This window comes from Mesorhizobium sp. WSM4989 (genome assembly GCF_029625795.1).
GTDB lineage: Bacteria > Pseudomonadota > Alphaproteobacteria > Rhizobiales > Rhizobiaceae > Mesorhizobium.
Genome location: NZ_JARTVN010000002.1, coordinates 41,704 through 65,620, shown reverse-complemented (window position 1 = coordinate 65,620; position 23,917 = coordinate 41,704). Strand labels below are relative to the sequence as shown.

Genomic DNA, 23,917 nt, shown 5'->3' with positions numbered 1-23,917 from the left:
CTTTCACGGCAATGGTTTTCGTCGGCCGAGCTGCCATTGCGCGAGCAGGACGAGCAGCACCGAGGCGGCGAGCACGATCGTCGCGATGGCGTTGATCTCCGGCGTCACGCCGCGTCGGATCGAGGCAAAGACATAGATCGGCAAGGTCGTCTGCGCGCCGGCGACGAAGAAGGCGATGATGAAGTCGTCGAAGGAGAAGGTGAAGGCGAGCAGGAAGCCGGCGATCACCGCCGGCATGATCTGCGGCAGCACGATCGAGCGGAACGTCGTCAGCGGTGTTGCATAGAGATCGCTCGAGGCCTCGACCAGGTTGCGGTCGAGGCTGCTGAGCCGCGTGCCGACGATCATCGTCACCAGCGCCATCGAGAACAGGCCGTGCGCGGCGATGATCGAGCCGTAGCCGAGCGCCAGGCGCGGCGGCTGGTCGGTCGGCCAAACCGAAGCGAGGAACGGATTGACGACGGCGAAGAGCTGCACCAGGGCCACCAGCGTCGAAATGCCAATGACGACGCCCGGCACAACGATCGCGGCACCCAGCAACGCGTCGAACACGCCCCTTGTCCGCGCGCCGACACGCTGCAGCCCGAGCGCCGCGGCCGTGCCGCAGAAAGCCGCGAGCAGCGCGCTGGTGGTGGCGATGAACAGGCTGTTCTTCAGCGCCTCGACCAGGAACGGGTTCGACAGCGCTTTGCCGTACCATTGCTCGGAGAAGCCGGTGAACTCGCTGGCGTGATGGCCGGCATTGAACGAGAACAGCACGACCAGCGCGATCGGCAGATAAAGGAAGGCAAAGACGGCAACGACGAAGGCGCGCATCAGATTAGGTCCACGCGGCGGGCGCCCGAAAGCCGGGTCGAGAGGCGGTTGGCGATGATCAGCACCACGACCGAGACCAGCACCAGCGTGATGGCAATCGCCGATCCGAACGGCCAGTTGCGTGACTGCAAGAAGAGGTCGACCAAGGCGTTGCCGATGAAGAACACCTTGCCGCCGCCAAGCAGCGTCGGGATCAGATACTCGCCGAGCAGCAGGATCATCACCAGCGAGAAGCCGGTCATCACGCCCGGCAGCGACAGCCGGAGCGTGACGCCGAGGAAGGTCGATAGCGGCGTAGCACCCAGATCGGCGGACGCCTCGAGCAGCCGCCGGTCGAGCCGTTCGAGGCTGACATAAATCGGCAGGATCATCAGCGGAAGATAGCCATAGACGATGCCGAGCAGCACGGCGCCAGGCGTGTTGATCAGCCTGAGATCCTCGATGCCTATATAGGCGAGCAGGGCGGGAATGCCGCGCCCGCCAAGGATGTACATCCAGGCATAGGTGCGCATCAGAAGGCTGGTCCAGAACGGGATGACGATCAGCGCGAGCAGGATCAACCGCCAGCGCTGCGGCGCGCGCAGCGCCAGGTAATAGGCGACGGGATAGGCAACGAGGAGGCAGGCCAGCGCGCCGACCGGCGCCAGCACCATCGTGTTCCAGAAGGCGGTCGCCCGTGCCGGCAGGTTGGCATATTGAGCGAAGGTGAACGCTGCCTGGTAGCCGCCCTCGGGTGCCCGCTCACCGACGCTGAAGACGGCGATGGCGACGAACGGCAAGACCAGGAACACGACGAGCCACAGCGTCGCCGGAGCGAGCAGTAGGGCGGTCAGGAGATTTTTGCGAAGGAGACTGCCGCGCATTGAAAAAGCCGCTTCGGCGCCGGCGGGCCTCTGCCCGCCGGCGGTAAGAACTTGACCGGAGTTGATGCCCTGATTCACGCGGCCTTGAAGCGCGCCATCAGCTCGGCGCGGCCCGGATCGGTGAGCGTCGCGGCGGCGCCGAACTCGAGCGGCTTCAGAAGCTCGGCGGCCGGATAGAGGATCGGGTTCTCGAGCACCTCCTTCGGCAGCAGCGCATTGACCCGCGCGTCGGTCGAAGGCGCGCCATTGGCCAGATGCTCCTTGACGGCGACCTTCGGGTTCATCAGGTAGTTGAGCAGCGCATAGCCGGCCGGCTTGTTCGGCGCGTCCTTCGGGATGGCGTAGAAGTCGGTCCAGATCTCGCCGCCCTCCTTGCCGAGCACATAGGCGATCTCAGGAATATCGCGATGAAGCTGCGCGCCGTCATTGGTCCAGCACATCGTCATCCAGGCGTCGCCCGAGCGCATCGACGGCTGATAGTCGCTCGACACCGCGAAGAGATGCGGCTTGACTTTGAGCAGCAGTTCCTCGGCCTTGGCGAGCTCGTCCTGCTTCAGCGAGTTGAACGAGTAGCCGTGATATTTCAGCGCATTGCCGATCGTGGTCAGCTGGTAGTCATGCACCATGGTGCGGCCGTCGCCTTCCGCCATGGCAGTATCCCAGAATTCCTTCCAGCTCGACATCGGCTTGGCGAGCTTCTTGGTGTTGACGGCAAAGCCGGTCGTGCCCCAGTTCTTCGGCACGGCGTAGATCGTGCCGTCGATCGTGCCTTCCGCGGTGAAGCGGGCATCTTCCTTGCTGCCGTCGAAATTGCCGAGCTTGGCCATGTCCAGCGGCTCGATGATGCCGAGCTTCTTATAGGTCGAGATGGTGTAGTTGGTCGGCACGAACAGGCTCCAGCCCGAGCCGCCGGCCTGCAGCTTGGCCAGCATCTCTTCGTTCGAACCGAAGACGTTGACCTCGACGGCCACGCCCGTCTCGGCCTTGAAGTTCTCGAAGGTCTGCGGGTCGTGATAGTTCGGCCAGGTGGCGATAGACATGCGGTCGCCGAGGTTCTCGGCAGCAAAGGCCGGTGTCGGCCTGATGCCGAGCTCGCGCGCCATCACCGCGGTCGCGACACCGAGGCCGGTGAGGCCGAGGAAGTCGCGCCGGCTGATCGAGCCGCGCTTCAGGCGCATCAATTGGTCGACGAATTTTTCGGGGCTTATCGGCAGTCCGTCACGATAGGATTTTGACATGTTGGTCTTCCCTCTGGTTGGTCCCGTTGTTCTTAGGTTGCGGAAACGCCAGCGGCGCTCCGGCGGCGAAGCCGATGGCGACGGGTTCGCCCGGCTTGAAAAGGTTGCCCCGGCCAGTCACGTGATCGGCCTTGGTAAGCAATGATCCAATGCCCTGCACTTCGATCGCGTATTCCGCGGTCGAGCCAAGAAAGATGCGGTTACGGACAATGCCCTTGAGACCGCCGCCTCCGGGCGCCGAGAGGCTGAGCGATTCCGGCCGAAGGCTGACGGATACGGCCTCGCCCCGGCTGAGCGGTACCCGCTTGCGCGCCGAAATCACCGTGCCGTCGGCGAGCGCCACATCGACGAGGTCGCCGGAGAGCCCGGCCACCTTGCCGCTGAGCAGATTCGTCTTGCCGACGAAATCGGCAACGAACAGATCGGCCGGCTCGTCATAGATCTCGCTCGGCTGGCCGAGTTGCACCACGCGGCCGCCATTCATGACGCACACGAAGTCGCTCATCGACAGCGCCTCCTCCTGGTCGTGGGTGACCAGAACGAAGGTGATGCCGATTTCGCGCTGCAGGTTCTGCAGCTCGATCTGCATGTCTGTGCGCAGCTTCTTGTCGAGCGCCGCCAGGGGCTCGTCGAGCAGCAGCACCGCAGGCTTGTTGACCAGCGCCCGGGCGAGCGCGACGCGCTGCTGCTGGCCGCCGGAAAGCTCGTGAATCTTGCGGCGTCCGTAGCCCGCAAGCTGCACCATGGCCAACGCCTCACCTGCCTTCAGGCTGATCTCGCGCGACGACAGACGCGGCCTTGCCTGGCGCAGTCCGTAGGAGATGTTCTCCTCGACATCGAGATGCGGAAACAGCGCGTACTGCTGGAACACCATGTTGACCGGACGCCGGTAAGGCGGCGTTCCGGCCATGTCGCGGCCGCGGATCAGCACCTGGCCCTCGCTCGGCTGCTCGAAGCCGCCGATCATGCGCAGGCATGTCGTCTTGCCGCAGCCGGATGGTCCGAGCAGGGCGACGAAGGCCGCGGGCGGGATGGCAAGGTCGATGCCGCTGACCGCCGTGACGGCGCCGTAGCGCTTGGTGACCGCGCGAAACTCGATATCGGGCACTGCAGTCAAGCCACGGGCTCCAGCGACAGCGTGAGGCAATCTTTGCAAAGCTAGCAGAGCCAATGGCGCCTAGTATATACCTCGCGGGTGGTATATTTAATTGATTTTAGCATTTCGAGGGGTATGAATTGAGCGCCTCCCGCAGCGACGACTACAACGCGCTCGGCGCCGTGATTGCCGCGGCGCGCGAGACCGGCGATCATTTCGGCAAGGCGATCGTCGGCTGGCTGCGCGGGCATGTCCGCTTCGATCACTGCGTCGTCTTCGGCTATCGGGGTGCTGCGCGGCCGCCGCTTCTGTTCGAGACCTTCTCGCCGGCCGAAAGCCACATCTTCGTCGCGCTCTATCAGGAAGGGCCCTATCTGCTCGACCCCTTCCATCACGCCGCGGTCGAGCGCAGGGAAGGCTTCTGGCGCATGCGCGAGTTGGCGCCGGACCGCTTCTATGCCAGCGAGTACTACCGCTCGTACTACAGCCAGACCCGGCTCGCCGAGGAGGTCGGCTTCTTCGTTCCGCTGGCCGGCAAGGATGCGCTGGTGCTGTCGCTGATGCGGCTGCGCGCCTCGGGGCCGTTCGGAACAGCCGACGCTAGGCTGTTGCGCGACATGGCTCCCGCGGTGGTCGGCTTCTGCCGACAGCGCTGGCCAGCCTTGCCTGCCGAAGAGACCACGGTTGCGCCGCCGGGCGAAGCCGCGGCGGTGACCAATGAGCTGGATCGCGCCCACATCTGGAAGAGCCTGTCGCTGACCTCGCGCGAGAAACAGGTCGTCGACCTGGTGCTCCAGGGTCACTCGACGGAATCGATCGCCAGGGCGCTCAGGATCGTCCCAGGGACCGTGAAGGTCCATCGCCGCAACATCTATCGCAAGCTCAAGATCAGGTCGCAGGCCGGCCTCTTCGCGCGCTTCGTCGAGATCATCGACGCGCGCATCGGATAGCGCGTCTCCAGCCAAATGGAACCGCTCCACGGCACGCATGCCGAGGGCGCCGTTCGGGCCAGTCAGGAGGCCGCCCCTGCCTCACTTGCGGCGCCGCGCCTTAACCGTCTATCGTGCGGATCGAGGGCCGCCGGCCAAGTCTCCGGTTGCGGACAGAGCGGCTAAACAGATTTCAGGGACGGACGAAGTAGCGCATAGCCAATGGCCGACAAAACACAATTCGGACTGACTGCCCTCGACACAGTACCGCTGCATGAGAAAGTCTATCTGGAACTGGTGCGGGCGCTGATGTCGGGTCAGCTCCAGCCCGGCCAGAAGCTGACCTCGCGGAAGCTCGCCAAGGAGCTCGGCACCAGCGACATGCCGGTGCGCAGCGCCTTCATGCGGCTGCAGGCGCTCAGGGCGCTGAGCCCGATGCCGAACGGAAGCGTCGAGGTGCCGATGATTTCGGCCGACCGTTTCCAGCAGCTCACCGACGTGCGCATGGTCCTGGAAGGCACGGCCACTGAGCTCGCCACCGGCCTCATCAATGGCAACAATCTGCGCGCCATCCGCCGACATTGCACAGAGCTCACCCAGGCCGCCCGCAGCGGCGACATCGACGATTACCTGCGCAAGAATCACGACTTCAAATTCTCGATCTACCGCCACTGCGGCAACGAGCAGATGATCTTCCTGATCGAGACCGTGTGGATGCAGGTGGGCCCCTTCCTCCGCAACCTGCGCATCGGCTTCGAGGACGACCTCGCCGGCATTCTCGGCATCGACTATCATGAAGAGGTCGTGGCGGCGATCGAGGTCCAGGACGGCGAACGAGCCCGCGCGGCCATCGTGCGCGACATCGACGAGGGCGCGACGCACATTCTCAAACAGATCAAGTTTCCTGAATTGCGGCACTAGTGCCTCAGCGTAGATCGAGGGATTGCCCTCGGCCATCACGATACTGGCAGCCAGATCACCGTTGACCGCGCAAATGCCCCCTTGGCTTTCCCCTAGCGGCCAGCTATGTTGCGATCGCAGATCGCAGCTATGGACCCAAAATGCCGCCCGATATCCCAGCTAGTGAATTGAAAAAATGAAGGAACATCGCCTGGAACCATCCGTGGCGACCTTCATAAACTCACAAGCTGTAGAATGGATATCGTAGCCGGAACGGCTGCAGCACCTCCGAAAGAACAGGGGCTGGAAATTGGGCGATGCAATTGCGGACGTTTTGAACTGGCTTGAAAGCAGAAGCGACATCCAGAGCCTGCGGGCCGCGGTGTGCGACCTGAACGGCATCATGCGCGGCAAGCGCATCCCGGTCGAGCAGGCGCGCAAGGCGCTCGAAGGCAAGCTGCGCATGCCTTATTCGCTGATCGGGCTCGACATCTGGGGAGAGGACATCGAAGGCAACGCCCAGGTTTTCTCGACCGGTGACGCCGACGGGCTTTGCCATTGGACCGGACGCGGCATCCTGCCCGTCAACTGGACGGCGCATCCGACGGCGCTTTTGCCCCTGTGGCTCGCCGACGAGGCCGGCGCACCCTATCTCGGCGATCCGCGCCGCGCGCTCGCCCGCATCCTCGACCGCTACGCAGCGCTTGGTCTGACGCCGGTTACCGCGACCGAGCTTGAATTCTATCTCGTCGATCCGACATCGCAGCGTCCGGTCGGTCCTGTCTCGCCGGTCACCGGCCGGCGTCTCGATTCCGATGCGGCGCTTTCGATCGACGAAATCGACGATTTCGAAGGCTTCATCCACGACATCTACGAAGCCTGCCGCATGCAGGGCATTCCGGTCGATACGGCGATCGCCGAGAACGGCGTCGGCCAGTTCGAGATCAACCTCAACCACGTTCCGGATGCCTTGCGCGCCGCGGACGACGCCGTGCTTTTCAAGCGCACGGTCAAGGGCATCGCGCGCAAGCACGGCTTTGCCGCCTGCTTCATGGCCAAGCCCTATGGCGAGCGCGCCGGCAACGGTTTCCATGTTCATTTCAGCGTGCTCGACAAGGACGGCCGCAACATCTTCGACGACGGCAGCGACCAGGGCTCCGACACCATGCGCCACGCCGTCGGCGGCCTGCTCGCGGCCATGGCCGAAAGCACGCTGGTGTTCGCGCCGCATTTCAATTCTTATCGCCGGCTGCGGCCACGGTCCTATGCGCCGACGGCTGTCGCCTGGGGCTACGAAAACCGCATGGTGGCGATCCGCATTCCAGGCGGCCCGTCTGCCGCGCGCCGCATCGAGCATCGCGTTTCCGGGGCCGACGCCAATCCCTATCTGGTGCTGGCGGCGATCCTGGGTGCCGCGCTAATGGGCATCGAGCGGCAGCTGTCGCCCGGCGAGCCGACCGGCGGCGAGGGACAGGGCCTGACGCTTGCCAAGCTGCCGCCTGACTGGGCCTCGGCGATCGCCGCCTTCGAGACCGGCAAGCGCGTCGCCGAAATCTTCCCGGCCGTGCTGCGCGACGCTTTCATCGCCTGCAAGCGCCAGGAGCTGAACACCTTCGCGCTCAATGTCAGCGACTTCGAGATCGAGACCTATCTCGAAAGCGTCTAACCCCGCGCGGGGCTATTCTCCCGACCGGGCCCGCTGGCGCTCTTGCACGATGACCGCCAGGATCAAAAGCGCGCCCTTGGCGAGCAGCTGGTAGAAGGTCGGCACGGAGGTCAGGATCATGCCGTTGTTGAGGACGCCGATGATCAGCACCCCTAACATGGCGCCGATGATCGTGCCCTTGCCGCCCTGCAGCGCGCAGCCGCCGAGGATCGCGGCGGTGATAGCCTCGAGCTCCAGCCCCTGGCTGCCGGAGGCGGGCTGTCCGGACATGGTGCGGCTGGCGAGCACCAGACCCGCCACCGCCGCGGCGAAGCCGCTCATCGCATAGATCGAGATCTGGTAGCGGCGGATCGGGATGCCGGCGAGCCGCGCCACCGTCGGATTGCCGCCGAGCGCGTAGATGTTGCGGCCGACGACCGTCTCACGGGTGAAAACGATGAAAGCCGCCATCGCCGCGATCAGCAGCCAGATGGCGAAGGGCAGCCCGGACAGCGTGCCGATGCCCAGCGCGCGCAGGCTGTCGCCGGTGATCGGTATGGAATTGCCGTTGTTCATCAGATAGGCGAGGCCGCGGAAGGCCGACATCGTGCCAAGCGTCGCGATCACCGCATTGACCGGCCCGTAGACGATGATCAGCCCGTTGACTGCGCCTGCCAGCAATCCGGCGAGCAGGCCGGCGAGGATGCCGGCGGGGATCGAGCCGGTTTCCTGGGCGGCGACGGCCAGCACCATCGTGCTCAGGCCGACGATCGACCCGACCGATATGTCGAGCCCGCCCGATACGATGACGACGGTCTGCGCCATTGCCAGGATGCCGAGAATGGTGACCGCGAGGCCTATGTTGATCAGGTTGCGCGGCGTGAAGAAGACGTCCGGCCTCAACACGCCAAAGATCGCCAGCAGCACGACCAGAGCGATCAGCAGGCTGATGTTTTGCGCGCCGATGCGGCCAAACAGGCTGGCCGGCGCGCGCTCGCGTCCGGCGGTCGCGGTATCGGTCACGACACCCTCCTTTCGATTGCTTTCTTGTCCGAGCGCATGGCCAGTGCCAGCACCGCCTCCTCGCTCGCCTCTTGCCACGGCAGCTCGCCGCTGATGCTGCCGCTCTGCATGACCAGGATGCGGTCGGCAAGGCCGAGCAGCTCCGGCATCTCCGAGGAGATGAGCAGGATGGCGAGGCCCTGGTCGGCCAGGCTTTCGATGAGCCTGTAGATCTCCGCCTTGGCGCCGACATCGATGCCGCGCGTCGGCTCGTCGAGGATCAGGACCGCCGGCCCCCGTGCCTGCCAGCGCGCGAAGACGACTTTCTGCTGGTTGCCGCCGGACAATTTCCCGACGGCCTGCTCGATCGACGGCGTCTTGACCCGGAGCTCGGCGACATGGCGGGCGACCAGCGCGCGCTCGCGCCTGCGGCTGAAGAAGCCGTAGCGCGACACCTTGTCGGGTACCACGAGGCTGACATTGTCGCGCACCGCCTGCATCAAAAGCAAGGCCTCCTGCTTGCGGTCCTCCGGCACCAGCCCGATTCCGGCGGCAACCGCATCCGCCGGCTCGCGCGGCCTGTAAGGCCGGCCGCCGACGGCCATCCGCCCGGAGAGCAGTGGATCGAGGCCGACGACGGCGCGCGCGACTTCCGTCCGTCCCGCGCCGACCAATCCGCCCAGGCCGACGATCTCGCCTGCCCTGACCTCGAAGCTGATCCCGTCGACGCGGCGTGTCGTGACGCCTTCGAGCGCCAGCCGGACCGGCCCGAGCGCGCGCACTTTTCGGTTGAACAGGTCGCTTACCGGCCTGCCGACCATCAGCCGCACCATGCGCTGCTCGTCGAGCGCCGCGATTGGTTCGTCGGCGACGCGGCTGCCGTCGCGCATCACCACGCACCGATCGGCAAGCTCGATGATCTCGCGCAGCCGGTGCGAGATGTAGATCACCGCGACGCCGTCGGCCTTCAGGCGCCGGATGACGCGGAACAGCCGTTGCGCCTCGTCCTCCGTCAAAGACGAGGTCGGCTCGTCGAAGGCAAGCAGCCGCGCGCCCGGCCGCAGCGCGCGCATGATTTCGATCAGCTGCCTGAGCGCCGGGCTCAGGCCATGGCAGCGCTGCCCGGGCGAAAGCACGTCGACCACGCCAAAGGTGCGCAACAGGTCGAGACTGCGTCTTTCGAGATCAGCGCGGTCGAGAAAAATTGCGCCCCGCGCCTTGATGTCGCCGATGAAGATGTTTTCCGCCACCGTAAGCTCCGGGATGATCTCCGGCTCCTGGTGGATGACGCGGATGCCCGAGCCGTGTGCGGCGCGCGGCGAGCTGAGCTGCACCGGCTGCCCGTCGACCAGGACCCGGCCACTATCCGGCCGATGCTCGCCCTCCAGCACGCGCATCAGCGTCGACTTGCCGGCGCCGTTCTCGCCGATCAGCGCGGTGATCTCGCCGACGTTGAAAGCGACCGACACGTCGCGCAGCGCCTGCACGGCGCCGAAGCGCTTGCTGACGCCTTCGACGGCAACGACGGGCACGGTCATGGGCGGGAGACTCCCTTTGAAGCCGCCCGCCCAAAGGCCATCCGCCCCGAGCCCGAAAGGGAGCCTAGGACTTGCAACCGAGAGTGTCCTTGAACTTGGCGAAGTTCTCGCCGCTGATCAGCGTGGCGTCCTGGAAATAGTCCTTCTGCATCTCCTTGCCGGTAGCTTGGTCGTAGAGCGCCTGGATAGCGGCGGCGCCGTGCTTGGCGCTGTCCAGCCACATCGTGCCGCGGAAGCCCGTCGGCTTGCCGGAACCGAAGGCCTCGCAGGAGCGGGAACCGTCGATGCCGATGCCGATGACGTTCTCCGGCTTCATGCCGGCATTCTCCGTGGCGCGCACGCCGCCAAGCACGCCGTCGTCATTGCAGGAGTAGAAGATCCACTTCTCGGCGTCCGGATTGGCTGTCAGCGTCGTCGACACGACATCGATCGAGTTAACCATCGTGTTGTCATAGGGAATCGAGACGATGCGCGACTTGATCTCCGGGATCGCTGCGACCAGCGCTTCCTCCGCGCCCTTGTTGCGGCGCATGCAGGTGTCGGCCTTCTGGTCCTCGATCGAGCCCACGCGCACCTTGGAGAGGTCCTTGTCCCAGCCTTCGGCCTTGACGATGCGGGCAATCTCGCCGCCGACCTGCTTGCCGATGTTGAGCGCGTTCATGCCGACATAGGCGACCGGCGTGCCGTCGGCGAAGGCGATGTCGTCGTCGACAGCAATCAGGCCGATCTTGGCGGCCTTTGCTTTGTCGGCGACGACCGGGCCGAGCGAGCGGTCCGGCACCACCACGGCGATGCCCTTGACGCCGTCGCCGACATAGGTGTCGAAGGTGGTGACGGCGAGGTTGGCGTCGAACTGAACGTCCTGGACAAGCAGGTCGACGCCGAGCTCGGCGGCCTTGTCCTTGGCACCCTTCACCTCGCGGACGAACCAGGGATGGTCGCCCATCTTGTTGATATAGCCGAACTTCATCTTGTCCTGCGCGCCGGCGCCATGGACCGTCAGCGCGACGGCTGCGGTCGCGGCCACAGCAAGCCACGTCCTGATCATGCGTTTCATGGTTTCCTCCTCAATATCGATCCCGGCCGGCGGGAGTCCTTTTTGCTTGAAGACGTTTCCGGCGACCGGCCGCCGGTGCGAAACCTCATTCGTGGTAGAGAACCGAGCGCCCGCCATCGATGACGATGCAGGCCGCGTTGATGAACGGGGCCTCGTCGGAGCCGAGGAAGACGGCAGTCATCGCCACCTCCTCCGGCCGCCCGATGCGGCGCGGCGGGTGCAGGTCGTAGGTGCGCTGGCGCTCCGCCTGCGGATCAGGAAAGGTGTTCCAGTAGTCGACCGCGATCTGCGTCTCGATGTAGCCGGGTGCGATCGCGTTCACGCGAACACCTTCGGCCGCGTATTGAACGCCGAGCGATCGTACCAGGCCGAGCAGTCCGTGCTTGGCAACCGGATAGGGAAAGGTCGAGGGGATGATCGCGAAAGAATGGCACGAAGCGATCGCCACGATCGAACCCTGCGTCTGAGCCCGCATCGCCGGCAGCACGGGGCGCGCCGAATACCACACCCCGTCGAGATCGACGGCAAAGCAGCGCCGCCATTCCTCTTCCGTGGTTTCCAGCGGCTCGTGGAAAACGTTGATGCCGGCATTGGCGACCAGCACGTCGATGCGGCCGAAGGTGGCAAGCGCTTGCTCGGCCATCGCTTTGCAGGATGCGATATCGGCGACGTCGGTCTCCACGAACAGCGCCCGAGCGCCGGCTTCGACCAGCGACGCGGCAACGCTCTTTCCGCTGAGCGCATCCTTTTCGGCCACGACGATGGCCGCACCCTCGGCGGCCATCGCGCGCGCCGTCGCCTCGCCGATGCCGCGCCCGGCGCCGGTGACAATCACCACCTTGTCCTTCAGTCGCCCGGCCATGGTCACCAGTCCACGATGGTGCCGTCGGCAAGGACGGCATTGGTGGTGTGCATGACCTCCGGCCTGTAGGGATGCCGGTCGGCGACCGCTTCGTCGACCTCGACGCCGAGCCCGGGCGCATCCGGCACCTGCCAGCAGCCGTCGATCATGCGGATCGGCCCCTTCACCACCTCGAAATACCAGGGCACGGCACCGACCATCTCTTCCTGGATCAGGTGATTGGGCGTGGAGACCGCGAAATGCAGCGCCGCCGCGCCGGCGATCGGACCGAGCGGATTGTGCGGCGCCACACCGACCGAGACCGCCTCGGCCATGGCGGCGATTTTCTTCGCCTCGAGCAGGCCGCCGCAGTGGCAGATGTCCGGCTGCACGATGTCGACCGCCCTTGCCCGGAAAAGGTCGTCGAATTCGGGACGATCGATCAGCCGCTCGCCGGTGGCGATCGGCACGCGCGATTTGGCGACGAGCTGCGCCAGCGCGCCGGTCTCGCCCGGCGGCAGCGGCTCTTCGACGAACATCGGTCGGTAGGGCGCAAGCGCGTCGATATAGGCGAGCGCGGTGGAGGCCGAGGCGGGACGGCCGTGGAAATCGACCATGATCTCGACTTCGGGACCGACTGTCTTGCGCAGCGCCTCCATTAGGCGGCCGACCTTGTCGACCTCGACGAGCGGCGCATGATAGTGGCTGTAGGGGATGAAGACGGCCTTCAGCGCGCGATAGCCCGTGGCAACCACTTCGGAGGCGCGCCGCACCAACGGCTCGGTCTCCAACGTTTCGTAGACGGCGCGCATGTCGCCGAGGCCGAGATGCGTGTAGACCTTGACCCGGTCGCGCACCTTGCCGCCGAGCAAGCGCCAGACCGGCTGATCGAGCCATTTGCCAAAAATGTCCCAGAGCGCCAGCTCGATGCCGGAAACCGCCGACATGCCGATGACGCCGAGCCGCCAGAACGAGTGCTTTTTGAGGATGCGCACCGCCTGCTCGATGTCGCGCGGGTCGCGGCCGACCAGAAGCGGCGCGAGGTCATTGACGGCGCCGACGACGGCCTGGGTCTTCCATTCCAGCGTCGCCTCGCCCCAACCGTAGAGGCCCGGCTGGTCGGTCTCGACACGCACGAACACCCAGTTGCGCATATCCGCGTTCACGACGCGCGTGGTGATGGCCACGATCCTCAAGCGCAACACCTCCCATGACGCTAATTAGATCATATGAAATTGCAATATCATATGATAAAAAATGGCGTCAAGCCGGAAACGTCACCCTCTGGCGTGAAGATCGTCGGCGGCGATGTCAAGCAGCCTGTCCATGGCGCCGCGGGCGCCGGCGGTATCGCGGACGCGGATCGCCTCCAGCACCGCGACATGCGCCGACAGCGCGCGCGATTGCGCCTCCATCAACGGATTGGTGACCAGGAAAGTGGCGCGCAGGGCAGCTTCCAGCATGCCAACCAGCCCCTTGAGCACGACATTATGGCTGGCGGCGATGACGCCCTTGTGGAAGGCAAGGTCCGCCTGGCAGACCGCGTTGAGGTCGCCCGGGATATTGTCGCGCATGCCGACGACCGCGCGTTCGATTTCGGCGAGATCGGCGGCGCTGGCGCGCCTTGCCGCAAGCTCGGCCGCCGCCGGCTCAAAGATGCGGCGCGCCTCGAGCAGGCCGGAAACCAGCTCCTCGTCATCCTGGATGGAAGGGTGCCAGCCGAGCACCACCGGGTCGAGCAGGCGCCAGCTGTCGCGCGGCAGCACGCGCACGCCCGCCCGCCGCCTGGCCTCGACAAGACCTTTCGCCGACAGCACCTTGACCGCTTCCCGAACCGAGGTGCGGCTGACGCCCAGCATGGCGCAGAGCTCCTCCTCGCGCGGCAAGGCTGCACCGGGAGCATAGTCGCCGCCCAGGATGCGGCTGCCCAGCACGCTGACGACGGCGTTGTGCACGCTTGCGCCGCCCTGGTCGACCGAAGGCATCCACCCGGTTGCGTCCGAAGGAACGATATTTTCCACGCAATCCTCTCCCGATAGAGCAAGTTGCTGCCGGCAGTTGTATGAAAGCTTACGTCTTATGTAAATCACTCATTCATACGATCTGTCATGATCATAGGAGCGGGTCGGTGATGCTTTCGGTTCGGGAAATCCGGCCGCCACCGGCGTCAGCCCGCACCGACGGGCGCGCTCAGCGCGCCGCCCACACAAGTCCGCGGCGCAGGATGGTGCGCATCTGCGGCACCTCGAATTCCTTGGCCGCGTGGCCGAGCGACGAATAGAACACCCGCCCTTTGCCGTGCCTGCGCCTCCAAACCACGGGCATGACAACGCCGGCGATCCACGGCGCGTGCTCGCCCGAGAAGGTGGTGGTCGCCAGCACGTCGTTCGATGGATCGACATGCATGTAACATTGCTCGGAGCGGTATTGGAAATCGTCGATGCCTGCCACGATCGGGTCGTCGCGCCGCACGATATTCACACGATAGTCGATGATGTTGCCGGGATGGGCAACCCACTGGCCGCCGCACATGAACTGGTAGTCCGTCGATTCGCGAAACGCGTCGCCCATGCCGCCGTGATAGCCGCCGAGGCCGACGCCGTTTTCGACCGCTTTGGTGAGGTTCGCCTCTTCGGCCTTGGCGAGCTTGGACATGGTGTAGATCGGCACGATCAGGCTGAGGTCGGCGATCGCCGGGTCGGCGAACACCGCGGTCGTATTTTCCAAGCGCACGGCAAAGCCTTCCTCGTCAAGCATCGCTTTGAGGAGGCGCGCCCCGGCTTCGGGTTCATGCCCTTCCCAGCCGCCCCATACGATCAGTGCCTGCCGCATCTTCCGCTCCTTATGCATTTGGCCGCGCGGCCGGATATAGGGCAGCGAGGCGCCGGGCTGACCATCGCCGAGTCGAGCTTGAAGGGAAAGTGACGCGAACGAAAACGGCCCGCGCGACGCCCGATCGCCCGACGCTCGTCCTGGTTCAGCGGAAGCTCTGCGCCAGTTACCGAGCTGATCCCTGCGATCCTGCCGCGGGAGATCAGACCGTGTCGAAGTCGAGGAGCTGCGTGGCCACGGCACGTTCCTCGTCGGCCGGAATGACAAGAACATCGACGCTGGACTCTCGCGCGCTGACCAGCGCTTCGCCGCTGCGATTTAAACCATGGTCGACCACGACACCAAGCCAGGCAGCAGCCTCGCAGATCTCTTGCCGGATCTGCCATGCATTTTCGCCGATGCCGGCGGTGAACACGAGCGTGTCGAGGCCTCCAAGCGCGGCCGCGAGCGATCCGATCTCACGTCCGGCGCGATAGACGAAGAGCGCGACGGCACGCGCCGCCGCCGGGTCTTTCGACCCAAGCAGCGCCTGCATGTCTCCGGAAATGCCGGATACGCCCAGCAGGCCGGACTGCTCGTAGAGCAATTCGGTCACTCGGTCGGCCGACAGCTTGCGCTCCTGCAAAAGGTGCAGGATCACGCCAGGATCGATGGCGCCGCAACGGGTGCTCATGACGAGGCCATCAAGCGTCGAAAAACCCATGGTCGTGGCGAGGCTTACTCCTGCCTTCATCGCACACAGGCTCGCGCCGCTGCCGAGATGGGCGGCAATCGTTCGGCCACCGGCAGCGTCGCCGTAGCGCTCGCGGAGCTTCGCTACGATGTGCCTGTAGGAGAGCCCGTGGAAGCCGTAGGAGACGATGCCCTGTTCCGACATCTCTCGCGGCAAGCCATAGAGCCTGGCAAGCTCCGGCCGCGCCGTGTGAAAGGCCGTATCGAAGCAGCCGACCTGCTTGGCTTCGGGCAAAAGCCGACCGGCCAGTTGGACGATCTCCAGGTTGATCGCCTGATGGATCGGTGCGAGCGGCTCAAGCCTATGCAGCGCGTCGAGCGTGCGCTCGTCGAGCAAGGTCGCTTGGGTAAGTTCTTGCCCGCCATGGACGATGCGGTGCCCGACCGTGCCGATCCGGCGCAAAAGAGCGTGATCCTCGAGATAGGAAACTATGGCCTCGAACGCCTTTGCTATCCCGATCGGTTCGTCCCCCAGGCTCCTGTCGATTTCGCGTGACAATTCTGAGGGCGCGACATGCAATCGTGGATGATGTCCGATCGACGACACGCTGCCGCGCACCAGCAGGTGAAGCTCGTCTTGCTGCTGAAACACGGCGAACTTCAGGCTTGAGGAGCCGCCGTTGAGGACGAGAATGGCATCGGTCATGGTCGGCCGGTCCCGGCCAATCGTGCGCTCGTCCATTTGGCCTGGCGCTTCGGCATCGACTACTGCTCCCATTTCCAGCCGAGGACCTCGGGCATGTCCTGCCCATGCTCGCGGATATAGGCCCGGTGCTCGATCAGCTTGCCTTCCATCGCCTGCTTCAGCCGGATATGCGCGCCGGCCGGGTCGGGAATGCGGTCGAGCACGCCCAAGACGAGATGATAGCGGTCGAGGCCATTGAGGACGGTCATGTCGAAGGGCGTCGTCGTCGTCCCTTCCTCATTGTAGCCGCGCACGTGGATGTTGTCGTGGTTGGTCCGCCGGTAAGTCAGGCGATGGATGGTCCATGGATAGCCGTGATACGCGAAGATGACTGGCTTATCGGCCGTGAAAAACGCGTCGAATTCACGATCCGACAGGCCGTGCGGGTGGTGTTCCTTGGGCTGCAAAGTCATCAGGTCGACTATGTTGACCACCCGCACCTTGAGGCCGGGAACGTGGCGTTTCAGAATTTGGACCGCGGCCAGCGTCTCGAGCGTCGGCACGTCGCCGGCGCAGGCCATCACCACATCCGGCTCTGCCCCGCCGTCGGTCGACGCCCACTCCCATATGCCGATACCGGCCTTGCAGTGGACTTTCGCCTCGGTGATCGACAGCCACTGCCACGAATTGGCTTTGCCGGCGACGATCACGTTGATGCGGTTCCATGTCCGAAGCACATGATCCGTCACGCAAAGCAGGCTGTTGGCATCCGCCGGCAGATAGACGCGCACGATGTCCGCCTTCTTGTTCAAGGCGACATCGATGAAGCCCGGATCCTGATGGCTGAAGCCATTGTGCTCCTGCTGCCAGACATGGCTCGACAACAAATAGTTCAAGGACGCAATCGGCCGCCGCCACGGCAGCTTGCCGCAGGCATCCAGCCATTTCGCATGCTGGTTAAACATGGAATCGACAATGTGCGTGAAGGCCTCGTAGCAGGAGAACAGGCCGTGCCGGCCGGTAAGCAGATAGCCTTCCAGCCAGCCCTGACAGGTATGCTCGGACAGGATTTCCAGAACCCTGCCTTCGCGGCCGAGATGCACATCTTCGGGCAGAATCTTTTCCATCCAGGCGCGCTCGGTCACCTCGAAGACGTCCTGCAGCCGGTTCGAAGCCGTCTCGTCGGGACCGACAATGCGGAAGTTTTTGGCGCTTTGGTTCAATGCCATGACGTCGCGCAGGAAACCGCCCATCACACGGGTCGACTCTGCTTTCACGCCGCCGGGCTGCTGGACAGATACGGCATGCTCTTGCAGGCTTGGCAGTTGGAGGGAGCGGCGCAGCAGGCCGCCATTGGCATGCGGATTGGCGCTCATGCGTCTGCCGCCTTGCGGGGCAGTGGCGCGGATCATGGCCACTGGCGCGCCCTCGGCATCGAAAAGCTCTTCGGGCCGATAACTTCTCAGCCACTCCTCGAGCATCTTCAGATGCGCAGGGTTTTCGGCGAGACCGGAGAGCGGAACCTGATGCGCGCGCCAGAATCCTTCGGTCTTCAGCCCGTCGACCTCCTTGGGGCCTGTCCAGCCCTTCGGGCTTCTAAGGATGATCATCGGCCATTTCGGCCGGCCGTCGGCAGTCTCTCCGCCGCTGCGCGCCGCCTGCTGAATTGCCTGGATGCGGTCCAGCGCATCGTCGAGTACGACGGCCATCCGCTCATGCATCAGGGGCGGATCGTCACCCTCGACGAACAGCGGTTCGTAGCCATAGCCGACGAATAGCGCCCGCAATTCTTCGTCAGAGATGCGGGCGAGAATGGTGGGACTGGCGATCTTATAGCCGTTGAGATGGAGGATCGGCAGCACCGCGCCGTCCTGCGCCGGGTTGAGGAACTTGTTACAGTGCCAGGATGTGGCGAGCGGGCCGGTTTCCGCCTCGCCGTCGCCGACGACGCACGCGACGATAAGATCCGGGTTGTCGAAGGCCGCGCCAAAGGCATGCGAAAGCGCGTAGCCGAGCTCGCCGCCTTCATGGATCGACCCGGGCACATCGGGAGCGGCATGGCTCGGGATGCCTCCCGGAAAGGAAAACTGCCGGAAGAGCGTCCTCATTCCGGCCTCTTCGAGGGAAATATCCGGATTGATCTCGCTATAGGTGCCTTCGAGATAGCTGTTTGCAACCATGGCCGGTCCGCCATGGCCGGGGCCGCAGATGTAAATGACGTTGACATCGCGAAGTCTGATCGCGCGGTTGAGATGCGCGTATATGAAGCTGAGGCCCGGCGAGGTTCCCCAATGCCCAAGCAGCCTGGGCTTGACGTGCGCCAGCCGAAGCGGCTCGCGAAGCAGCGGATTGTCGAGCAGATAGATCTGCCCGACGGTCAGGTAGTTGGCGGCACGCCAGTAGGCATCGATGTCGTGCAGCTCCTGTGCGGACAAGCGATTGGTGCTGGGATGCGTGGTCATTTCCGACTCCTTCGCTGTTCCAAACTCACCCGGCTGAGACACAACGCATGGACGTCGCCGCCGGTTCATGACCGGTCGGCGCCGCGAGCGGGCCCCATTGCGACACGCGGCCCACTGCCAGCACATGAACTGGTAGCGTCGATGCGCGAAACGCGTCCGGCAATGCCGCGTTATAGCCGCCAAGGCCAGCGCCGTTTCGACCGCTTTGGTGAGGTTGGCCTCTTCAGCTTTGCAAGCTTTGCACCATCAGGCCGACTTCGGCACCGCCGGCTCCACGAAGGCCCCGGTGGTGCTTTCCACGCGCACGGCGAAGCTCTCCTCCTCGAGCATCGTTCCGACGACGCACGCCCGGGCGACCATCGCAGCAAAAAGTCGAGTCGAGCTTGAGGGCAATGTAGGGCCGCAAACGCAAACGGCCTGCGTTGGCGGGCCGTGGATTGGTGTGGGGGACAGGATTTGGCTTGTCTGCCGGCGCGGCGTCGGTTCGCTGCTTGCGGGCCTGATGACCGCTCACATCAGCCGGCCAGTATGGCCAGATACAAAAACGCCCGCACGAGGCGGGCGTTTTTGGATTGGTTGCGGGGATGCGCAACCACCTTGCCCTTACGGGCAAAGAAAAAGGCCGCCCGGAAAACCGGACGGCCGACCTGATTAAGCAGGTTAAGCTGGTTGCGGGGGCTCGCAACCGTCTTGCCCTGCTATTCAATGCGCCGGGGCTTAGTTGAGAATGTTGCCCAGGGGCGGGCCGCTTCAAGTGAGTGATGTCAGGCACTTACACGCAGGCTGGGACACTCTGAATTCCCATGATCTTGTGAGGTATTCAGCCCTACTGTCCCACCGGGTTCGATGCCAAATCTTGGAATCGAATTAGGACTATCCCGCTCCGGTCGATGCCGAAGGCTAAGTCGGAGGACGCGTAATGCGCACCCCCGTGGCATACCAGCATCCACCCGCTTTCTCATCCCACCTAGGCCAATCTACCGCTTCCCACGGCGTCTTTTCGCAGATCGCGGGCTGGTCCTGCCGAAGCGGCAACGCGCAGCAGGTGTAAAACGGACAAGGTCCCGTCCGAGCTTCTCGGGTGGGGAGCAAACCGTCAGTACGCCGGTGACGATTGATGTAATCGAATATGCTGTGAATTACCCGTAGGCCACTTTCGGGATCGGCAGTGGCTGTCTCCGCATTCGGGCGGAAGGACAGCAGAAAATCGCGGCCAACTTGGTCCGGGTGTCCATTGTTTCGCTGCAGGACTGCGCAAGGCATTTCGCTTAGCAGGGCGTCGATGGATAGACTGCGGTCGCCCAGCTTTCGGATGATTTCCAGTTCGAAGAACGGGTCAGCGCGCCTCTTGGAGAATCCCAGTCTCGCAGTGTCAATGATCTGCCGGACAGTTACGGCCATTATGCCATTACCGCTGAACTCTTTTTCCAAGGCACCAAACGCTGAGCGCAGCTGTTGTTCGTTTTCCTTGATCACGACCTGAGCACGAGCACGCAGAGTTAGAACCGGGTCTTGCCCTTTCTGAACGGCTTGCCGCGCAATCGCCAACGTCTCTTGAAATGCCGCAGGAGCATCGGAGCTTTGTAGTGATGCAAGGATGCAGGCAAGAACTCCGTCCTCACTGAGGCCTGGTGCCGCATACTCAGCAACTGCCTGAGCAACGTGATACGGAAAGATTGGCGGTGGGCTTGCGATCTCTTGCGGGTTCACCGCACTGACCGTGCGCTTTTCAAGGAGCCAGGCTGCGCCTTCCAGTAATTCGAGGGTACCTAGATGGATTGATAGGGTCTCCGCCTGCCCGCCCCGGTCGGCAACTTTTGCATCACAAACGAGCGTCGTAAGCAAGTTTTCACCCGCACCACCAACTTCGGTCTCTGCTCTCACGGTTGAGACAACCAAAGATTGGGGCGAATAAATTTCAGAAAGTGTCGGCGTGTGGTTTCGGCGTGCAGCGATCAAGTAGGCCATCAATCTGCGTAGATGATCCTGATGCTCATGACCAAGTTGAGCTGAACCTTCGCCATGCCCCGCAGCCCCAACGGTGGAGCGGAAGCAGCGCCATAGCTCGATCGTGTTGATGAAGGCCGCGATCCCGCTCACAGTGGAAATGTTGTGCAGGTAATGGGCAAACTCATGGAAAAAGTAGCTGAACGCCGCCGCTGTCGGAAATGGCTGCCGATTTCCCTGACCGTCGACTATTCTAAGATCGGGTCCGATGCCAATCAGCATCGATTCTGGTAGATATGTTGCTATCGTCGCTGGTGCCATATCCGAGGTCCCATGGGTCCATGAATTGTAAATCGACAGGTTGACGGACACGCCATAATCGACTCGGGGGATCTCGACCCCATTGATGGGATTTGCGTCCCACAGGCTGCACAGCGTTACGGAAGAGCTGCCGCCAGGTGAAATAACTGCCTATGAATCCACAGAATGCGTAGAGGACGAATAGTCCCCAGGCCCACTCAACGATTGCGACATTCACCAACGCGGCGACGCTCGTGCCTGCTGCAAGCCACACCCCTAACAGAGTGATGTTTCGGCGGTAAAGCGCAAGGGTAACAAGATAGCCCAAAACATACGCTGGCAATGCAAAGTACAGAGCTAGCACCGTGCCATACAGCCCAAAACTGATTGCTGCGATCAGCACATACATCGGATCGTGAGATGTTTTGGGTTCGTCACCTACGAGAACCATTCCTATCCACCAAACCAAGCACCCCCAGAACGCGGCGCTCCAGAATGCGACAGAGAAATGTCCCAAGATCGATAACGCAGAGTGAGATTTAATATTTTTTGAATTGTTCACTTATTCCGTCGATACTTAAAGTTTAATGAAAGCTTTTGGAAGAATTATTCATCAATCCGAATTTAAATCACAGATAGGAAATGAAAATTGTTTCATGTAGCGTATATGATTATCGGAGCCGCAGTATTTTCCGTATCTAAGGATCGTCGTCTCGCTTGTAGCTATGGCCGCGCTCCCGCTTGAATTTAGGCCCGTCATCATCGCCATCGTCGTCGGCATCGTCAGCCCAATCCGGTGCGTAGCTTTCGCCATCATCATCCGAGAAGCTGTCCGCGTTCTTCAGGCTCGCCGCATCATTGAAGCTGTCACTCAGCTCGCCGTCCTCGAATTCCCTACGTTTCCACAGCCCGTCATCGCGCGCCGCGTCGTGGAAATCCTGCTTCGCCTTATTCTCAACAGTATGCGCCTGCTCCGCCGTACGTTCCCTTTCCAGGCGCGTATCCTGCGCCAGCTGCTTCTCGCGCCGCAGCGCCCTTTCACGCGATAATGTTTCCCGCTTTTCGATGCGGGCCTGAAAGCGTTCCCTGCGTTCGAATTCCAATTTTTCTCGCTCATGGCGGCGAGCGAGTGCATCATTTTCCAGCCGGTGCCGCTCCGCCGGATCGAGGCTGGTCATCCGCTGGATGTGGCTGAGAACAGACCGCAGCCCCGGCGTCCGCCCGATCAGATCGGCAACGGCGCGCCGTACCCGGAATAGCAGTCCGTCTGCCTCCGCCTTCTGCGCGGCATGGAGGGCAAGCCGTTCCGCCTGCTGCCGTGTCAGCATCTCCTGTTTGGCCTGCTGGATTTCCAGGCGGCGGGCTGCCAGCTTTTCCGCATGCGCCCTTTCCTTCTCAAGGCGCTCTTCGGCCCGCTGATCGCGCTGCTCCGCCTGCTGCTCCCGCTGCGTGTCGTCATACGCCTGTGTGCGCTGACGCATTATTTCCCTGGCCTGATCGACCGAGGGCAATTCCTCGGGGCGGAGAGACGCGAGCTTCTTTTTCACCTCGCTCGCCTTGAAACCTTTCAGGTAGCGAGTGAGGCTGTGCGGGTTGCCGAATTTGTCGACGACGACCAGGCCGCGCTTGTCGCCTTTTGCGAGCACATAGCCCTTCTGCTCAAGCGCGGCGCGGAAGGCCTCGGGCGTATCCGAAGCCTCGTAGGCGGCGGTGATTTTTGCACGGCGCTGCTCGGGGCTGATGCCGGTTTCCTCGGCCTGCGCCTTCTCGGCGAGCGTGGCCTCTAACTTTTCCTTTTCGAATTGCTGCTTCGCCTCCCAGGCAAGCAATCCAGGCGCCAATTCGAGGCCGAATTTCCGGCCAAGCTCGCAAGCCAAATCCATGAGCCGGCTGCGATCATGCGACATATGGATCGCCCGCATATTCTCGATGTCGATGCGCGACCAGACCACGTGGCAATGCTCGCGCGCTCTGCCATAGCCGTCCTGCTTCACATGGAAGACGACGGCGCGCGGCTGGCCCTGCAATCCGAGCCTGTGCTCGATTGTGGAAATCGCTTCGAAATACTGCTCGCGCGTAAGCGGCGAAGGCGGGCTGATGGACAGGCTGTAGAGATATTCCTTCGCTTTCGTGCCGCGCGACACGGCTTCGAATTCCGCGAAGGCCCCGTACAGATCGCCCGCGACCGTTCCATACACCTCCGCGACCTCGATGGACTCGTTATCGTACGAGTTCATAAGGTGGATGGCGAGGTCGGCCCCGTTCGCGCGCTGGCTGCCTTTCAGGATCATGGCTCTCGACCAAGGGCCTGAAACAGCACGTTGCGCATCTCGGCAATATCGCGATGGGCGGCTTCGATCCGGGGATCGATTTCATCCGGATCGGCGGCGTTTGCGCATGCGCGCAGGACGCTCGCAAGCTGCCCCATTTTGCCGAGAAGCTGCGCGGCGATTTTCTCGTTGATGGCGGGCTGGCGGCTGGCCCGAAGCGGCGGCGTGCCAAACACAGCGTAGCGGATCAGTTCGGCATCGCTGACGCCGGCCCGCTGCGCCTGTTCGTCAAAGAGCGCGGCCTCTTCGTCCGTAAAGCGGGCCTTGCGTACATGCCGCCGCCGCCTCTTTTCACTGCCGCTGCCGGCCATCTCCTTTCACCTATACGCATCCAAGGACGCCTCCTTGGTCGTGATCCAACGGCGAATGCGTTGGTCGCCGTCCAGCGCGACAAACGCTGGTCGATGGGTTCCACAGGGAGAGCCGAAGTCTCCCTTGGTCGAAGCCGGTGCCGAAAACACCGGTCGTGGTTCAGGACGCGAAAGTCCTGATCTGAAATCCAAAGGGCGCGAAGGCTCTTTGGTCGTAGTGCAGCGGCGAAACTCTGCGATTGGCTGACAACGGCTCGATGCCGTTCTCCGGCGATCCGGTCACAACCGGATCGCGTCAGCCAATGGCCGGGGGGATGCAACGGGGACGCGCAAGCGAGTCCCCTTGCCAAGATGGCGCGGGGCCACCGCGCACATCTTGTATCCGACACTAACGACCTATCTATTCATTTTACGGCTTCAAGATTTACGGGGGAATTAACGACCCGCATACAG

The 23,917-nt window shown here is 63.3% G+C and carries 19 protein-coding genes; 3 read left to right on the top strand and 16 right to left on the bottom strand.

All coding sequences use genetic code 11. From position 1 onward, the window contains the following. Nucleotides 1–3: 3 nt before the first annotated feature. The 4 genes from P9217_RS13075 to P9217_RS13060 all read right to left on the bottom strand — a co-directional run bounded on the left by P9217_RS13075 (nucleotide 4) and on the right by P9217_RS13060 (nucleotide 4,034). A complete protein-coding gene (locus P9217_RS13075; RefSeq protein ID WP_127335397.1) occupies nucleotides 4–816 on the bottom strand; it encodes an ABC transporter permease in 813 nt (270 codons plus the stop codon). Beyond that, nucleotides 816–1,679, bottom strand: coding sequence for an ABC transporter permease (locus tag P9217_RS13070; protein WP_095823603.1), 864 nt, complete (start codon nucleotides 1,677–1,679; stop codon nucleotides 816–818). The genes P9217_RS13075 and P9217_RS13070 overlap by 1 nt, the downstream gene beginning before the upstream one ends. 74 nt (nucleotides 1,680–1,753) lie before the next feature. Beyond that, nucleotides 1,754–2,917 (bottom strand): spermidine/putrescine ABC transporter substrate-binding protein, encoded by a 1,164-nt coding sequence (locus tag P9217_RS13065; RefSeq protein ID WP_095800622.1) that lies wholly within the window; start codon nucleotides 2,915–2,917, stop codon nucleotides 1,754–1,756. Next, a complete protein-coding gene (locus P9217_RS13060) occupies nucleotides 2,898–4,034 on the bottom strand; it encodes an ABC transporter ATP-binding protein (RefSeq protein ID WP_127240028.1) in 1,137 nt (378 codons plus the stop codon). Before P9217_RS13060 ends, P9217_RS13065 begins: the two co-directional genes overlap by 20 nt. A gap of 119 nt (nucleotides 4,035–4,153) precedes the next feature. Between P9217_RS13060 and P9217_RS13055 the strand changes: the two genes are divergently transcribed. The 3 genes from P9217_RS13055 to P9217_RS13045 all read left to right on the top strand — a co-directional run bounded on the left by P9217_RS13055 (nucleotide 4,154) and on the right by P9217_RS13045 (nucleotide 7,508). After that, on the top strand, nucleotides 4,154–4,963 hold the full coding sequence (locus P9217_RS13055; RefSeq protein WP_095783587.1) for a helix-turn-helix transcriptional regulator: 810 nt from the start codon (nucleotides 4,154–4,156) through the stop codon (nucleotides 4,961–4,963). A gap of 201 nt (nucleotides 4,964–5,164) precedes the next feature. Further along, entirely contained in the window at nucleotides 5,165–5,863 is a 699-nt protein-coding gene (locus P9217_RS13050) for a GntR family transcriptional regulator (protein WP_095823551.1), read from the top strand. 289 nt (nucleotides 5,864–6,152) lie between these two features. Then, nucleotides 6,153–7,508 carry a glutamine synthetase family protein gene (locus P9217_RS13045; RefSeq protein ID WP_067319031.1) on the top strand — a complete coding sequence of 452 codons (1,356 nt, stop codon included), beginning with the start codon at nucleotides 6,153–6,155 and terminating at the stop codon, nucleotides 7,506–7,508. 12 nt (nucleotides 7,509–7,520) lie between these two features. On the opposite strand, the gene P9217_RS13040 is transcribed toward P9217_RS13045, so the two are convergent. From P9217_RS13040 to P9217_RS12985, 12 genes are all read right to left on the bottom strand, one after another. Further along, entirely contained in the window at nucleotides 7,521–8,510 is a 990-nt protein-coding gene (locus P9217_RS13040; protein WP_127217235.1) for an ABC transporter permease, read from the bottom strand. Further along, complete coding sequence (locus tag P9217_RS13035) at nucleotides 8,507–10,027, bottom strand: sugar ABC transporter ATP-binding protein (protein WP_127240026.1); 1,521 nt, start codon at nucleotides 10,025–10,027, stop codon at nucleotides 8,507–8,509. Before P9217_RS13035 ends, P9217_RS13040 begins: the two co-directional genes overlap by 4 nt. A 64-nt stretch (nucleotides 10,028–10,091) precedes the next feature. Beyond that, nucleotides 10,092–11,084: a substrate-binding domain-containing protein gene (locus tag P9217_RS13030; RefSeq protein ID WP_082953661.1), complete on the bottom strand. Its 993-nt coding sequence runs from the start codon at nucleotides 11,082–11,084 to the stop codon at nucleotides 10,092–10,094. 85 nt (nucleotides 11,085–11,169) lie between these two features. Then, entirely contained in the window at nucleotides 11,170–11,946 is a 777-nt protein-coding gene (locus tag P9217_RS13025) for an SDR family oxidoreductase (protein ID WP_278087017.1), read from the bottom strand. A gap of 2 nt (nucleotides 11,947–11,948) precedes the next feature. Then, nucleotides 11,949–13,112 carry a galactonate dehydratase gene (dgoD, locus tag P9217_RS13020; RefSeq protein ID WP_245299514.1) on the bottom strand — a complete coding sequence of 388 codons (1,164 nt, stop codon included), beginning with the start codon at nucleotides 13,110–13,112 and terminating at the stop codon, nucleotides 11,949–11,951. A gap of 90 nt (nucleotides 13,113–13,202) precedes the next feature. Continuing rightward, nucleotides 13,203–13,946 (bottom strand): FadR/GntR family transcriptional regulator, encoded by a 744-nt coding sequence (locus tag P9217_RS13015; RefSeq protein ID WP_278087016.1) that lies wholly within the window; start codon nucleotides 13,944–13,946, stop codon nucleotides 13,203–13,205. A 169-nt stretch (nucleotides 13,947–14,115) separates the two neighbouring features. Next, on the bottom strand, nucleotides 14,116–14,757 hold the full coding sequence (locus P9217_RS13010) for a ThuA domain-containing protein (protein ID WP_278088291.1): 642 nt from the start codon (nucleotides 14,755–14,757) through the stop codon (nucleotides 14,116–14,118). A 202-nt stretch (nucleotides 14,758–14,959) separates the two neighbouring features. Beyond that, a complete protein-coding gene (locus P9217_RS13005) occupies nucleotides 14,960–16,135 on the bottom strand; it encodes an acetate/propionate family kinase (protein ID WP_278087014.1) in 1,176 nt (391 codons plus the stop codon). A gap of 59 nt (nucleotides 16,136–16,194) precedes the next feature. Next, complete coding sequence (locus P9217_RS13000; RefSeq protein WP_278053235.1) at nucleotides 16,195–18,576, bottom strand: phosphoketolase family protein; 2,382 nt, start codon at nucleotides 18,574–18,576, stop codon at nucleotides 16,195–16,197. Between the two features lie 900 nt (nucleotides 18,577–19,476). Then, nucleotides 19,477–20,805: a hypothetical protein gene (locus P9217_RS12995; RefSeq protein WP_278087013.1), complete on the bottom strand. Its 1,329-nt coding sequence runs from the start codon at nucleotides 20,803–20,805 to the stop codon at nucleotides 19,477–19,479. Nucleotides 20,806–21,521: 716 nt separating this feature from the next. Then, nucleotides 21,522–23,114, bottom strand: a complete 1,593-nt coding sequence (locus P9217_RS12990; protein ID WP_278087012.1) for a relaxase — start codon at nucleotides 23,112–23,114, stop codon at nucleotides 21,522–21,524. After that, nucleotides 23,111–23,464, bottom strand: a complete 354-nt coding sequence (locus P9217_RS12985; RefSeq protein WP_278087011.1) for a hypothetical protein — start codon at nucleotides 23,462–23,464, stop codon at nucleotides 23,111–23,113. Before P9217_RS12985 ends, P9217_RS12990 begins: the two co-directional genes overlap by 4 nt. Nucleotides 23,465–23,917 lie beyond the last annotated feature (453 nt).

What these genes read in the sequence shown, in the direction of transcription:
- P9217_RS13035 (WP_127240026.1), bottom strand. Translation starts at nt 10,027, where the DNA reads ATGACCGTGCCCGTCGTTGCCGTCGAAGGCGTCAGCAAGCGCTTCGGC.
- P9217_RS13070 (WP_095823603.1), bottom strand. Translation starts at nt 1,679, where the DNA reads ATGCGCGGCAGTCTCCTTCGCAAAAATCTCCTGACCGCCCTACTGCTC.
- P9217_RS13065 (WP_095800622.1), bottom strand. Translation starts at nt 2,917, where the DNA reads ATGTCAAAATCCTATCGTGACGGACTGCCGATAAGCCCCGAAAAATTC.
- P9217_RS12995 (WP_278087013.1), bottom strand. Translation starts at nt 20,805, where the DNA reads ATGCTGATTGGCATCGGACCCGATCTTAGAATAGTCGACGGTCAGGGA.
- P9217_RS13000 (WP_278053235.1), bottom strand. Translation starts at nt 18,576, where the DNA reads ATGACCACGCATCCCAGCACCAATCGCTTGTCCGCACAGGAGCTGCAC.
- P9217_RS12985 (WP_278087011.1), bottom strand. Translation starts at nt 23,464, where the DNA reads ATGGCCGGCAGCGGCAGTGAAAAGAGGCGGCGGCGGCATGTACGCAAG.
- P9217_RS13050 (WP_095823551.1), top strand. Translation starts at nt 5,165, where the DNA reads ATGGCCGACAAAACACAATTCGGACTGACTGCCCTCGACACAGTACCG.
- P9217_RS13075 (WP_127335397.1), bottom strand. Translation starts at nt 816, where the DNA reads ATGCGCGCCTTCGTCGTTGCCGTCTTTGCCTTCCTTTATCTGCCGATC.
- P9217_RS13010 (WP_278088291.1), bottom strand. Translation starts at nt 14,757, where the DNA reads ATGCGGCAGGCACTGATCGTATGGGGCGGCTGGGAAGGGCATGAACCC.
- P9217_RS13025 (WP_278087017.1), bottom strand. Translation starts at nt 11,946, where the DNA reads ATGGCCGGGCGACTGAAGGACAAGGTGGTGATTGTCACCGGCGCCGGG.
- P9217_RS12990 (WP_278087012.1), bottom strand. Translation starts at nt 23,114, where the DNA reads ATGATCCTGAAAGGCAGCCAGCGCGCGAACGGGGCCGACCTCGCCATC.
- P9217_RS13005 (WP_278087014.1), bottom strand. Translation starts at nt 16,135, where the DNA reads ATGACCGATGCCATTCTCGTCCTCAACGGCGGCTCCTCAAGCCTGAAG.
- P9217_RS13030 (WP_082953661.1), bottom strand. Translation starts at nt 11,084, where the DNA reads ATGAAACGCATGATCAGGACGTGGCTTGCTGTGGCCGCGACCGCAGCC.